This is a genomic window from Acinetobacter sp. Li1LvA2 (assembly GCF_056156705.1).
Genome location: NZ_JBSICF010000001.1, coordinates 395,346 through 408,476, shown reverse-complemented (window position 1 = coordinate 408,476; position 13,131 = coordinate 395,346). Strand labels below are relative to the sequence as shown.

General features: G+C 38.8%; 12 protein-coding genes. 7 read left to right on the top strand and 5 right to left on the bottom strand.

Features of this window, described 5'->3' with window-relative positions:
* Nucleotides 1-24 precede the first annotated feature (24 nt).
* Nucleotides 25-810, top strand: coding sequence for a 3-hydroxybutyrate dehydrogenase (locus tag ACS604_RS01820; protein WP_474769698.1), 786 nt, complete (start codon nt 25-27; stop codon nt 808-810).
* 328 nt (nt 811-1,138) lie between these two features.
* Nucleotides 1,139-2,125 (top strand): AraC family transcriptional regulator, encoded by a 987-nt coding sequence (locus ACS604_RS01815; RefSeq protein WP_474769697.1) that lies wholly within the window; start codon nt 1,139-1,141, stop codon nt 2,123-2,125.
* A gap of 69 nt (nt 2,126-2,194) precedes the next feature.
* Here the strand turns inward: ACS604_RS01815 and ACS604_RS01810 are convergent, their stop codons facing one another.
* Together ACS604_RS01810 and ACS604_RS01805 are read right to left on the bottom strand one after the other, a co-directional pair.
* Nucleotides 2,195-3,538 carry an MFS transporter gene (locus ACS604_RS01810; RefSeq protein WP_474769695.1) on the bottom strand — a complete coding sequence of 448 codons (1,344 nt, stop codon included), beginning with the start codon at nt 3,536-3,538 and terminating at the stop codon, nt 2,195-2,197.
* Nucleotides 3,539-3,554: 16 nt separating this feature from the next.
* Nucleotides 3,555-4,766, bottom strand: a complete 1,212-nt coding sequence (locus tag ACS604_RS01805; protein ID WP_474770357.1) for an OprD family outer membrane porin — start codon at nt 4,764-4,766, stop codon at nt 3,555-3,557.
* Nucleotides 4,767-5,134: 368 nt separating this feature from the next.
* Between ACS604_RS01805 and ACS604_RS01800 the strand changes: the two genes are divergently transcribed.
* Genes ACS604_RS01800 through ACS604_RS01780 form a run of 5 tightly spaced genes read left to right on the top strand, consistent with a single transcriptional unit; the run spans nt 5,135 to nt 10,026 of the window.
* The gene (locus tag ACS604_RS01800; RefSeq protein WP_474769694.1) at nt 5,135-6,385 is read left to right on the top strand and encodes a dienelactone hydrolase family protein; all 1,251 of its coding nucleotides are present in this window, start codon (nt 5,135-5,137) and stop codon (nt 6,383-6,385) included.
* A gap of 12 nt (nt 6,386-6,397) precedes the next feature.
* The gene (locus tag ACS604_RS01795; RefSeq protein ID WP_474769693.1) at nt 6,398-7,183 is read left to right on the top strand and encodes an SDR family oxidoreductase; all 786 of its coding nucleotides are present in this window, start codon (nt 6,398-6,400) and stop codon (nt 7,181-7,183) included.
* A gap of 43 nt (nt 7,184-7,226) precedes the next feature.
* Nucleotides 7,227-8,465: a styrene monooxygenase/indole monooxygenase family protein gene (locus ACS604_RS01790; protein ID WP_474769692.1), complete on the top strand. Its 1,239-nt coding sequence runs from the start codon at nt 7,227-7,229 to the stop codon at nt 8,463-8,465.
* Nucleotides 8,466-8,493: 28 nt separating this feature from the next.
* The gene (locus ACS604_RS01785) at nt 8,494-9,024 is read left to right on the top strand and encodes a flavin reductase family protein (RefSeq protein WP_474769690.1); all 531 of its coding nucleotides are present in this window, start codon (nt 8,494-8,496) and stop codon (nt 9,022-9,024) included.
* A 54-nt stretch (nt 9,025-9,078) separates the two neighbouring features.
* Entirely contained in the window at nt 9,079-10,026 is a 948-nt protein-coding gene (locus ACS604_RS01780; protein ID WP_474769689.1) for a SphA family protein, read from the top strand.
* A gap of 57 nt (nt 10,027-10,083) precedes the next feature.
* Here the strand turns inward: ACS604_RS01780 and ACS604_RS01775 are convergent, their stop codons facing one another.
* From ACS604_RS01775 to antB, 3 genes are all read right to left on the bottom strand, one after another.
* Nucleotides 10,084-11,136 (bottom strand): AraC family transcriptional regulator, encoded by a 1,053-nt coding sequence (locus tag ACS604_RS01775; RefSeq protein ID WP_474769687.1) that lies wholly within the window; start codon nt 11,134-11,136, stop codon nt 10,084-10,086.
* Between the two features lie 463 nt (nt 11,137-11,599).
* Nucleotides 11,600-12,634 (bottom strand): anthranilate 1,2-dioxygenase electron transfer component AntC, encoded by a 1,035-nt coding sequence (gene antC / locus ACS604_RS01770; protein ID WP_474769686.1) that lies wholly within the window; start codon nt 12,632-12,634, stop codon nt 11,600-11,602.
* A 5-nt stretch (nt 12,635-12,639) separates the two neighbouring features.
* Nucleotides 12,640-13,131, bottom strand: coding sequence for an anthranilate 1,2-dioxygenase small subunit (antB, locus tag ACS604_RS01765; RefSeq protein ID WP_474769684.1), 492 nt, complete (start codon nt 13,129-13,131; stop codon nt 12,640-12,642).

Below are 13,131 nucleotides of genomic sequence, written 5' to 3'. Positions count from 1 at the left end.
TTATAAACATTAAGGAGTAAATAGATGACTAAACTTTTAGACGGTAAAGTTGCTTTTATTACGGGTTCTGCAAGTGGTATCGGTCTAGAGATTGCCAAGAAATTTGCTCAAGAAGGTGCCAAAGTTGTTATTTCTGATATGAATTCCGAAAAGTGCCAAGAAACGGCGAACTCACTTAAAGAGCAAGGTTTTGAGGCATTATCTGCACCATGTGATGTAACTGATGAAGATGCTTATAAACAAGCAATTGAGCTGACTCAAAAGACCTTTGGTACAGTTGATATCCTAATTAATAATGCTGGTTTCCAACATGTTGCACCGATTGAAGAGTTTCAAACGGCTGTTTTTCAAAAGCTAGTTCAGGTCATGTTAACAGGGGCATTTATTGGTATTAAACACGTTTTTCCAATCATGAAAGCTCAAAAATATGGCCGTATTATTAATATGGCTTCAATTAATGGCCTAATTGGTTTCGCTGGAAAAGCTGGTTATAACAGCGCGAAACATGGCGTGATTGGCCTAACAAAAGTTGCGGCATTAGAATGTGCACGTGACGGTATTACGGTAAATGCTTTATGTCCAGGTTATGTAGATACACCATTGGTTCGTGGTCAAATTGCAGATTTGGCTAAAACGCGTAATGTGAGTTTAGACAGCGCACTTGAAGACGTAATTTTGGCCATGGTTCCTCAAAAGCGTTTGCTATCTGTTGAAGAAATTGCTGACTATGCAATTTTCCTTGCGAGTAGTAAAGCTGGTGGGGTAACAGGCCAAGCTGTCGTTATGGATGGTGGCTACACATCACAATAATTTAAGTGTTTTATAAAAGCCGCTTATTTAAAATAGGCGGTTTTTTTATTTGTTGAAATTTACGATAGTCTACTGTTCAAAATAATGATTTATCTCTACTGTATTTGTTTATAAAAAATCTAATAAAATAAGTTTGTTAAAGTATGAAATTATACTTTAAAGGTATTTAACTTATTTTCATTTTTAAAATCTAATAGAGTATGAGAAAGTAATCTTTACTCTCTTTCTTGATTCGATATTTTTTCAGGAAAATGCGTCAATTAAAGGATATTAATTGGCATACAAGTTGCTTTTTAAGCAATAAGTTATTTAGCTAGGTGAAAAGGATATGATATCACTCAGCCAACAGACGGAACTCAATCATTATTCTCGCAAAGCTGAATTTGCGCAGAATTTAATGTCCACGATTTGTGGTGAACACCGTCTAGACACAATTTACAAAGACACTCTCGATTTTCACTATGATGGAATGCGTTTGCCTAATAAAAAAATGGCGATCGGTACAATCAGTTATGGTGCAAACGTTGCCATTAATATCTCAAATTTAAAAGCGTATAGCATTAGTTTGCCTATACAAGGTCGACAAGCTCTCAACATTCGTGGCGCTCATTATCAATCTGATGAAAGCAGAGGCCTTATTGTTTCAAATAACGATCAACAAGATCTGATTATCGATAAAGATTGCAGAAAATTTCAGGTGGTTATTCCTGAGCGAAGTATGCAAATTGTCCTTGCAGATCTACTCAATAAACCCATAGAAGCTCCGATTATTTTTAACCCTGAGATGCATCTGGACTCGGAGCAATTGATTGGTGCATGGTGGAAGAATATTCAAAATTTTGTACAGTTAAAATCGCAATATAGCAATTTCTATGGTTTGCAGATGTTGTCTGAAGACTATGAAAATTTTGTAATTAAAGCGTTATTGTTGTCTCAAGAAAACAACTACTCTGAAGCCTTAAAGTCACTTTCACATCAGGATGAGCCAGCTTATATCCGTAAGGTTCGTAATTTTATTATTGAACATGCGCACGAAGAAATCTGTGCAGAAGATTTGCAACGTCTCGCTGGGGTTTCAAAATCAAAATTGTATGACGAATTTCAACAATACTACGGCACAAGCCCTATGTCGTATTTAAAAAAATATCGTCTCCAACAAATTTATAAAATCTTGAGCACCACAGGAGCAAATAGAAAGGTTTCTATTTCAAAGCTTGCCTATGACTGGGGCTTTAACCATTTAAGTCGTTTTTCTCAAGAATATCGTGAAGAGTTCGGCGAAAATCCAAGTGAGACCAAAGGCAAAATTTTCTAATATTTAATTTTTCCAAATAAAAAACTGATTTAGGTGACTAAATCAGTTTTTTTATTTATTGATTAATATTTATAGACTTTCTTCAAGCTTTAACACTTGTTTGTTTTTAGATTTCTCATAAATCACTTTCAGGCTAAGTGCAATAAATGAGATGAAGGTTGGTAGTGCAAGAATAAAGAAAATACCGCTTAAGCTTAGGTTAAAAGTGAAAATGAGCGAGCCAAAGAAAGCACCTAAAATTGCACCGATACGACCAATACCATGCATCCATGAAACACCAACCGCGCGGCAAACTGCTGGATAGAACATAGCTGCAAGTGGCAGTAATGAAGACTGAGCACCTGCGAGTAATGCACCAATTAAGAAGATAGTAAGGCCTAATAAGAAAATATTTGTGCTCACCAGACCTGCAACAATGAATAGTCCAAAAGCGATGAGATATGAATATTTAATCACTGTAGTTGGGTTCAGTTTATCCATGTACCATCCCATAATGGTTGCGCCAATCACACCACCAAAAGGGAAAATCGCTGCAATTAAACTAAACTGCTGAGTACTAAAACCTGCTGTTTTTAAAATTGTTGGCATCCAGCTTGTTAAAAGATAAAACACCAATAAACTGGTAAAGCAGCAGAGCCAAAGCATGCTTGAACCCCACAGATATTTTCCTAAAACCACTTTAACTGGATTTTCATCAGAGGCATTTTCTGCTTGAGTTAAAACAAGTTTTACCGGCTCTTGAAAAGAATGGCCTTGAATATTTTCTAAAATACGCTGAGCTTTGTCTTGTTGATGGCGTGTAATTAAGTATTGAGTTGATTCTGGTAATTTAAGCAATAAAGCAACTACTAAAATTAGGGGAATACTTCCGCCAATAATAATCACTTTTGCCCAGCCATAACTTTCTAATAGATAAGCTGATAGCACACCGCCGCAAGAAATACCGAGCATAAAACCACAGCCAGCAAGACCTGTAAGGAATGCTTTACGTTTTACAGGCATATATTCCGAGACAATGGTACTGATGTTTGGCATGGCTGCGCCTAAACCTACACCTGTAATAAAGCGATAAATCATTAAGTCTTGAGTTGAATTAGCAAATCCGCACAAAATTGTAAATATTGAAAATAAAAGACTTGTAAAAACAATGACGCCTTTACGTCCAAATTTATCGGACAAAGGCCCCGAAATGATTGCACCGATCGACATACCGACTAAGGCAGCACTTAAAACCGGAGCAAGTTGCGGCTTGGTAATTCCCCAATCATCTAGCAATGCAGGGGCAACAAAACCAATAATTCCTGTGTCTAGACCATCACAGAAGAAGACAAAAAAGCCCAGGATAAAAACTATCCACTGTAGTGGAGACAGTTTCTCACGGTTGATAATCGTGTTTGCATCTATCGTTTTCATACGTATTCCTTATTCATTAAAATTTTTTGCTGTAATTGACGAAGAAACGGTTTTCAGAGAAATCATTTCCATGCTTAACGTCATAATTGATGAAGATGTATTGAAGAGCTAGACCTTTGAGAAAAGGCTGTTGAAGGGCATAATTGACAATAACGTTTGCTTCACTTTCTTTATTTTTTAAGCCATCTGCTGTCTTAAAGTGATCGCCATATACATATTTGAAAGTGGTATTTAAGCCAGGCACATAATCTTTAAAGTCATAGCCATAAATAAAGTGATAGGACTTTTCATCTTGTTTGAAGAAACCAGTCGTGTTCCAGTTAATGAAATAAGTTTCAGGCAAGAAACCATCTGGTAACGGGTAAGCAGACTCACCAATAATTTGCTGATAACCCACACCAAAACTATGATTTTTTACTTTAAGCGTTTCTAGTAACCCTACATTTTGTGCATCGATGTCAAAAAGATTTCCATTATCTTTGGCATTGAAATATTTGAACTTTGAATTAAATGAAAAATTAGAGTTTTTCCATAGGTGATCAACGCCGACATAATGTTTGTTATATAAATCCTCCATATTTCCAAAGTAATATTCACCCTTCAATGTAGGCGTAAATTGATAGCGAAGATCTATGTAGTTAAGGCCATCAGAGTAGCCAGTCACACCTTTTGAAGTAAATGAAAATCTGTGAAAGTCTTCTTCATTTCGCGGAGATACTTTTTCAATGCGGCCAATTTCTGCAAAAAGCTTATCGTTTAGCTGGCTCTTAAGATTAGTTCCCCAATAAGATGTCAGGAGTTGTCGACTTGCATCTACAGTGGTTACGGGTAAATCCAGCCATAATTCACCCATGCTGAGTAGCGTCTTGTTATAGCCTAACTTTAAGGTCGCGCCATATTTTAGATAATCAGGTGCTTGGGACTGCGTGGCTTTATCAAAAGGTAATACCGTATCTGCAACATGTTTATCTTGGCTTAAACGAACCGCATATTGTGCTGAAGCATTTGCGCCAATTTGAATTGGGGTTCCACCAATTTCTAACGGCGTATCATGCATATTTGAGTTGTAAAATAGAGAAACTGATTGTGACCAGCTACCTGTATCTTTTACATCTGGATTGTCATAGTTTCTGTCTATATATGCATTTTTTGATGTAAATTTCCATTCTTCATCCGCTGAATAAGCCTGAGTAGAAAATGCACTGCAACATAAAATATTGATGAGCATTAACGTTTTTTGTTGTCCATAAATTGGCCATGGTCGATGCATAAATAAAACGCCTTAATTTAGAAAATGACTGGGCTTTTTTATGTAATCAAACGAATTACATGACTCGATTGAACTATTTTTAGCCAATCGTCACTATCCAATAAGTCCTAATCTTCATCCATTTTTTCCAAATGAGATAAAAAGTATTAATTTAATTTTTTAATTTAAGCTTTTGAAATATAGGTGTTTCTTGTTTTTTTAGTTTTTATCCAGTTTGATGAGTTTTGATAATTGCGCAGAGATTGGATAGTGCTTGCAGCTTTTGGACAGTCTAAAAAAAATTTCGGATAGAAGATAAAGCCATAACAATGTCAGGAGTTGACACTATGGCTGGTCAAACCATTCAAATTAAAACAGCATCTGGAAAGCAGTTCAGTGCATATCTAGTGACGCCAGAAACAGGAAAAGGACCCGGTGTGGTGCTTTGTCAGGAAATCTTTGGGGTGAATGCAGCCATGCGAGAAAAAGCAGAATTTCTTGCAGAAGAAGGCTATACCGTTTTAGTTCCTGATTTATTTTGGCGTGTAGCACCTAATATAGAACTGGGTTATACACCAGAAGATTTTCAAAAGGCTTTCGAGCTTTATCAGCAATATGATGAAAATCTTGGGGTTGAAGATATTCAGGACAGCTTAGCTTTTTTAAAGACACGACCAGAATGTGACACTTCTACAGGTCTCGGCGTGGTGGGCTATTGTTTGGGTGGAAAGCTTGCGTATCTGGCAGGTTGTCGACTTTCTGACGTGGCATGTGCCGTAGGTTATTACGGTGTAGGCATTGAAAAAGCCTTAGATGAGTTAGCTAACGTAAAAGGGCGCTTGGTTTTACATATTGCAGAACTGGACCAATTTACACCGCCAGATGCGAGGCAAGCAATTGTTGATGCGGCTAACCAATATTCAAATGTACAAGCTTATGTTTATGAAGGTGTTGATCATGCTTTTGCACGCCCAAAAAGCAATCATTATCACAAACCTTCAGCACGCTTTGCTCACGAACGTACAGTAACAGCTCTACATGAAACGATTGGACCGAAGTATAACCTAGTCGCACTATGGGAAGAGCATATTCGTCATGAGTTCGATACGCGTGACGTACCAGCAACCATGGCAACAATGGTCGCAGAACCTTATGTCAATCATATTCCAACCTTAACTGGCGGTGTAGGTCAAAGCCAGCTCGCTCGTTTTTATCAATATCACTTTGTTCATCAAAACCCGAAAGATATGAAGATCACTTCGATCTCTCGTACGGTTGGTTCAACGCAAGTGGTCGACGAATTCATTATGAGCTTTACCCACGATGCTGAAATTGACTGGTTATTACCGGGTGTAAAACCGACTGGTAAATACGTCGAAATTCCAATGTTAGGTGTAATTCAGTTCAGAGGTTCAAAGCTGTGTCATGAGCATATTTACTGGGATCAAGCATCGGTGCTTGTTCAAATTGGTTTATTAGACCCAACAGGCTTACCAGTTGCAGGTGTCGAGACAGCACGAAAACTTCTTGATGAAGATCTTCCTTCAAATACGTTGATGCCATCTTGGTCAAGTAGTGAAGGCAAGCCAGTCAATTAAGGAGTATCTGTAATGAATATAGATTTAAAAGGAAAAGTCGCTGTGGTAAGCGGCGGCGCAACACTGATTGGTAAAGCTGTTGTACAAGCTTTGGTCAGTGCAGGTGCTCATGTCGCTATCTTAGATATTGATGCCAAAGGCAAGGCAATTGCAGAAAGCTTTAACCATGACGTGATGTTTATTCAAACCGATTTAACCAGTGATGCGGCTATTCAACAAGCTGTAGCAGATATTCACCAACATTTAGGTGAAGTGAGTTACTTGGTGAATTTGGCATGTACATATTTAGATGATGGTTTTAAATCTTCACGTCAGGACTGGTTACAAGCACTCGATATTAATTTGGTCTCTACAGTTGAGCTGAGCCGTGCTTTATACAATGACCTAAAAAAGCAGCAAGGTTCAATCGTTAATTTTACTTCAATCTCGGCCAAAGTGGCACAAACAGGGCGGTGGTTATATCCGGTTTCTAAAGCCGCAATACGTCAACTTACACAAAGCATGGCAATGGATTTTGCTGTCGATGGTATTCGCGTTAACTCTGTCTCACCAGGTTGGACATGGTCTCGTGTCATTGCAGAAGTCAGTGGTAATAACCCTGAAAAGGCCGATAGCGTGGCAGCCGATTATCACTTGCTAGGTAGATTGGGTCATCCCGAAGAAGTCGCCAACGTGGTTTTGTTTTTATTGTCACCCGCCGCGAGTTTTGTCACCGGAGCAGATTACGCAGTCGACGGTGGATATTCAGTAATGGGCCCTGAAGGATCACAGCCCGCTATTCCACGTTTAGCCGAATAGCACAGCGTTTTAAAAGCACATTTAGAAAATTATGGAGAAGATTATGCGCCGTATTGCAATTGTTGGAGCAGGACAGTCTGGTTTACAGCTTGGTTTGGGGTTACTCGAAACAGGTTACGACGTGACCATGATCACCAACCGAACTGCTGATGAAATTCGTCAAGGTAAAGTCATGTCAAGCCAGTGTATGTTTCATACCGCTTTACAAACTGAACGTGACTTGGGACTAAATTTTTGGGAAGAAGAATGTCCAGCGGTAGAAGGCATTGGGCTGGCTTTAGTCAATCCTGAAAATGGTGGTAAAGCATTTGAATGGAGTGCTCGTCTTGAGCGCTACGCACAATCGGTCGATCAACGCGTCAAAATGCCACATTGGATGGAAGAATTTGAACGTCGTGGTGGTCGATTAGTGATTCAAGATGTAGGAATAGAAGAGTTAGAACAACTCGCAAACAATTATGAGCTTGTATTACTCGCGGCTGGTAAAGGTGAAGTCGTTAAACAATTTGAGCGTGATGATGCACGTAGTGTTTTTGATAAACCACAGCGCGCTTTGGCATTGACCTATGTCAAAAACATGAAACCAATTTCACCTTATTCACGTGTGACTTTTAATATTATTCCAGAAGTTGGCGAATACTTTTCTTTTCCGGCACTTACCGTGAATGGTCCTTGCGACATCATGGTATTTGAAGGTATTCCAAATGGACCAATGGACTGCTGGCAAGATGTGAAAACACCAGAACAACATCTGCAATGCAGTTTGGACTTACTCAAGAAATTTGTGCCTTGGGAATATGAACGCTGCACAAATGTTGAGTTGACCGATGCTGGGGGTTATTTGGCTGGACGTTTCCCACCGACCGTACGTAAACCCGTTTTAACATTACCTTCTGGCAAGAAAATTTTTGGGATGGCAGATGCCTTGGTGGTGAATGATCCGATTACAGGTCAGGGCTCAAACAATGCTGCCAAATGTAGCAAAATCTATTTCGATGCCATTTTAGCCAATGATAATCAAGGTTTTAATGAACAATGGATGGTTCAAACCTTTGAGCGTTATTGGGCCTATGCAGAAAAAGTCGTGGCTTGGACCAATAGCCTATTAGTACCACCACAACCACATGTGGTTGAACTATTAGCAGCCGCAAGCCAAAACCAGAGCATTGCTTCAATTATGGCCAATAACTTTGATGACCCACGCTCTTTTGCTCCTTGGTGGTTTGATGCAGCTCAGGCTCAGGCATTCATGGCCTCAAAAACCGCAGCAAAAGTGGCTTAAGGACATAATATCAAAGGGAGAATTAAAAATGGATACAATTGAAACTTTAGCTTTACAAGCGATTAATGCTGAAAACCCAAGAGAAATTCGTAATTTACTTGGTCAGTTTGCAACTGGCGTTACTGTGATTACAACCCGTGGTAAAGACGGTCGGAAAATAGGAATGACAGCCAACTCATTTTCATCACTGTCTTTAGATCCGCCATTAATTTTGTGGAGCCTTTCAAAAACGGCACCAAGTTTATCTGATTTTGTAGAAGCTGAATATTTTGCCATTCATATGTTGGCGCAGGAGCATCACCAGCTTTCGGGGCATTTCGCTCGAGGTGCTGAAGACAAGTTTGCCGGCGTTGCCCATCAGCAATGCAAGGCAGGTGTTCCAATTTTGACCGATGCACTCGCAACCTTGGTTTGCCGCAATGTAAATCAGTATGAAGGGGGAGATCACCTGATTTTTATTGGCCAAATTGAACAATACCAACAACGCCAAGGTGAACCATTGGTATTTCACGCAGGAAAGTATCGGATTGCCGCTGAGCATCCAGAATTAGCACATTAATTCACCACAATCACGATCAATCCGGTCGTGATTTTTTTTATAGGAAATAAGAAGATGAAAAGCACTTTAATTAAACATGGCTTTTTAGCAGGGACATTGTTGGGTTTGCCATTAGTTTCTCATGCCTATGATTTACCGACCGTAAACTTAGGTATGACCAGCTTTCTCGATGGCGGTTTACCCGCAGGGCCTGGCTGGTATGCTCAAACTTACTTTCAAAATTACGATAGCAATAAACTGGTCGATGCCAATGGACAAAAATTAGGTTTACCTAAAACAGATTTAAATTATCAAGTATTGGTTGAGCAGATTAGTTACTTATCGAATGTCCGAGTAAAAGATAAAGCTAGCCTAGGTATGAATTTTTTAATTCCTTTTGTCAGCAAAATGGACATGGATGATGGCTTAAATAATGCTGCTATTAAAGCCCAAAGTGGCTTTGGGGACATTATGATTGGACCTTTTATTCAGTTTGATCCAGTCATGGGCGCGCAAGGGCCGAAGTTTGTACATCGTTTTGAGTTTCAGGTCAATTTACCTACTGGCGAATATGATCAGCAAAAAGACATTAACCCCAGTAATAACGCCGTTTCATTTGATCCTTATTGGGCTGCAACATATTGGTTTAACCCCAAATGGACAGCTTCAACGCGTATTCATTATCTCTATAACTTTAAAAATGATGACCCAAGCTATGCGTTTGCTGGAGCAAATGATATGCAGGCAGGACAAGCTCTTCATGCAAACTTTGCAACGGACTATGCCATTACCGAACAGTTCCGTTTAGGACTAAATGGCTATTGGCTAAAACAAATCACAGATACTGAAGTTGATGGTGAAAAAGTAAAAGGCCGACGTGAACAAGTCTGGGCAATTGGCCCAGGTGCAATGTATAGCTTTTCTAAAAATGATCACCTTGTTGCAAATGCTTATTTTGAGCAAGATGCTGAAAACCGTCCAGAGGGCACACGACTACAAGTTCGCTATGTCCATCATTTCTGAGTCATAAATAAAGCCTTTTATATCAATAAATATAAAAGGCTTTTATCTATTTTTAGTTTAAGAAAAAATTGAAGTAATTAAGCCTTCACTGTGACCAGAGCGGCGAGTAGAAGAGGGTAACTCACCATAACGACGTTTGTACTCTTGAGAAAAACGGCCTAAATGGCTAAATCCCCATTTAAATGCAACGTCTGTGACCGATAGATTTTCATTGTGCATGAGCTCTAAATGAGCTTGTTCAAAGCGTAATTCTTTAAGATAAGACATTGGGGTAGTCCCCAAATAATTTTTAAAGCCAGTAAATAGTGTTCTCACACTCACACCCGCATGTTCAGCCAAAATTTCGACATTCAGCGGCTCATGTAAGTGTTCTTTAATATAGGCTTCTGTGCGCTTCACGAAATAAGGTGAGACGGTTTTTTCTTTATAATGATCAAGCTTATGTAATGCATTATTGGGTTGACCATAAATAAGTGCATTAAATAGATTTGACTCAAATTGTTTAAAGGCTAAAGGATGATGGAGTGGATGTTGATCACATGCTAACGCGTCCATCAATGTTCTTACGAGCTGTAAAAAGTAGGCTCCACTTTGTGTAGCAAAGTCTAATTTAGGATCAAAAACGAGTAAGTTATTTTCAGAATCAGCAATGTGCTGACGGCAATGGTAAGTAAAATCATCCTTTGAAACTTTTAGAATGAGCTGTGGTGAGTTCGCGTGCCAGCGCATACGTAAAGATTGCTGAGGAGAAATAAGAGAAGCGACTTGAGAATAAGAAATAAACTTTTGTGAACCAAACTCGATTTCTGCATAGCCTTGAGTTGGAATCTGAATTAAGTAAAAGTTATCAAGGTGATCTGGTTCAATAATGACATCCGCGCCATATTCCAAACGACTAATAGACAATGCACCTGTTTTAACATGGTGCATGGTTGCACTGAAATCTCGCTTCTGCTGAGAGATTTTAAGATCATGCGGTTTAAAAATTTGACCTACATTTCGGCAGGTTTCATTTAAATCGTGATGATCAAACACCAAATTATGATTGGTAAAGATAGACTCATTTTGAAAATGACGCCCACTGAGTTCGGGGGAGTTGGCTTGGTTCATATATATCCCTTTTGGCTCACTCCTGTATTTACTTGTGTTATAAAAGCTTTAAAACTTCGCTGCACAGCAAGTAAATACGGCACTTAAAAAATTAAGTTACTCGCAAATTACAATGAGATATAAGCAAAATACAGACCAATTTAACCGCTAATTAATGTGATTTTCTCAAATTTTAAGTCGGATTTTGTCCATCAATTTAATACATTTGAGAAATAGAATAGGGGAATATAAAAGGTGCTATAAGTTAATCTCATCATGATCTTATTCCTTAAGATCTATCAAAATTTATAGCAAATCCGAGCGAATTGGTCAATTTATTTTATCGGAATCTTTTATTTTATACTATTGATATATAATGGTTTTTAATTTAAAAACGAAAATTCAATATACCCCTTATAAGAGTATATTGAATCATTTCAGGTTTAGTGGTTTTTTAAATTATTTGTACAAAGCTATTTTACTTTCAACGTGAGGTATTACTTTGTAAAAACTTTTCGCTGTAAATACGGTAGTTTTGCAGAGCTTGTTCATCTAACCAATTTTTCACGGCTTCAATCATCGGCGGTGGGCCACATAAATACATATCAAAAGCTTGTTCAGCCAGTTGATCTTTATTTAAGTGCTCATGAATATAACCCGCTTTACCTTGCCAAGTTTCTGTTGCTTTAGTCACAATCGGGTGATAACTAAAGTTTGGTAGCTGTTCTGCATAGGCATGTAAACGCTGTTGTTCGCACAAGTCGGTTTCATTATTTACGCCGTAATACAACTGAACAGGAGGTGAGTTAGGCTGCTCAACCAAGTTATCTAACATTCCCAAGAAAGCCGATAACCCTGTTCCACCAGCTACAAAAACGAGTGGTCGCTGTACTTCGCGTAAATAGAAACTACCCAGAGGTGCTTCAATGAGCAGGGTTTGTCCAACTTTACAGCGATCACGCAAGTAATTGCTCATCACACCGTCTGGCAAAAGACGAATTAAAAACTGTAATTGATTGGTTGCATTTGGTCTATTTGCAAAAGAATAAGAGCGCCAGTCTTCAGTATCTGGAATTTGCAAACGAGCATATTGACCCGGTAAAAACTGAAGTTGTTCAGTATGACTGCTCGCATCAAGATGCAAAATTGCTGTTGTTTCAGAAACCAACTCAACCGCAGTCACTTTGGTTTCAATTTTTAAAGTATCACCAGCGTTACAAATAGCAGAATCATGATCAAAATAAAAAGCTGCATCTGATTTCACACGCGTCTGGCAAGCTAACATTTTACGCTCAGCCAAATCACGCTCACTTAATGCATCTTCATCAACATATTCTTGTTCATAAAGACCAGTTTCACATTGTCCCTGACAGGTACCACAAACACCTTCACGGCAATCTAGCGGCAGGTTAATTCCTTGGCGAACTGCTGCATCCAGCAGCAATTCGTCCTTATTTACCGAAATGAAAAAGGTTTTGCCATCGGCAAAGTTAAGTGCAACTGAATGTCCCATTTTCATTCCCCTTAAACGTGATAGAAGTCTAAAACGGAATCAATTTTGTCATTCAGCAAAATGCTGTGTTGACGACGAATACGGAAACCATTTGCGGTTTGACGTAAAAGATAAGTGGCGTGTCCGTAAAAACAGCCTTCTAAGCCTTGACGGTTATAAAGCGTTTGCCATGCAACTTTTGCTTCAATTAATCCATCATCTAGTGTTTTAACTCGAATGTTGTTTATGCTGTGCAAAGTACGTGGTAATGGTGTTGCAGATGCTGCTTTTCCGGTACGAATACGGAATACACGGTCTTCGAGTCCAGTACGGTCCGCATAATAAATATAAGACAAACCCTGATTTGGATCTTGAACATAGTTATGGTCATCAATCCACTGTGGAATATGATATTCACTATCTTCATCGTAAAGCTCTAGATAGGCATGCCAGTCATAAGCATCACAAAGTTCTGCTTTTTTGTACAAAAACTGAGATACAGCAAAATGTAGTTCTTGTGACAT

Excerpts from the sequence above, each read along its gene's own strand:
- ACS604_RS01795 (WP_474769693.1), top strand. The coding sequence starts at position 6,398 with ATGAATATAGATTTAAAAGGAAAAGTCGCTGTGGTAAGCGGCGGCGCA.
- ACS604_RS01790 (WP_474769692.1), top strand. The coding sequence starts at position 7,227 with ATGCGCCGTATTGCAATTGTTGGAGCAGGACAGTCTGGTTTACAGCTT.
- ACS604_RS01775 (WP_474769687.1), bottom strand. The coding sequence starts at position 11,136 with ATGAACCAAGCCAACTCCCCCGAACTCAGTGGGCGTCATTTTCAAAAT.
- antC (WP_474769686.1), bottom strand. The coding sequence starts at position 12,634 with ATGAAAATGGGACATTCAGTTGCACTTAACTTTGCCGATGGCAAAACC.
- ACS604_RS01810 (WP_474769695.1), bottom strand. The coding sequence starts at position 3,538 with ATGAAAACGATAGATGCAAACACGATTATCAACCGTGAGAAACTGTCT.
- ACS604_RS01820 (WP_474769698.1), top strand. The coding sequence starts at position 25 with ATGACTAAACTTTTAGACGGTAAAGTTGCTTTTATTACGGGTTCTGCA.
- ACS604_RS01805 (WP_474770357.1), bottom strand. The coding sequence starts at position 4,766 with ATGCTCATCAATATTTTATGTTGCAGTGCATTTTCTACTCAGGCTTAT.
- ACS604_RS01815 (WP_474769697.1), top strand. The coding sequence starts at position 1,139 with ATGATATCACTCAGCCAACAGACGGAACTCAATCATTATTCTCGCAAA.
- antB (WP_474769684.1), bottom strand. The coding sequence starts at position 13,131 with ATGTCACAAGAACTACATTTTGCTGTATCTCAGTTTTTGTACAAAAAA.
- ACS604_RS01800 (WP_474769694.1), top strand. The coding sequence starts at position 5,135 with ATGGCTGGTCAAACCATTCAAATTAAAACAGCATCTGGAAAGCAGTTC.
- ACS604_RS01780 (WP_474769689.1), top strand. The coding sequence starts at position 9,079 with ATGAAAAGCACTTTAATTAAACATGGCTTTTTAGCAGGGACATTGTTG.
- ACS604_RS01785 (WP_474769690.1), top strand. The coding sequence starts at position 8,494 with ATGGATACAATTGAAACTTTAGCTTTACAAGCGATTAATGCTGAAAAC.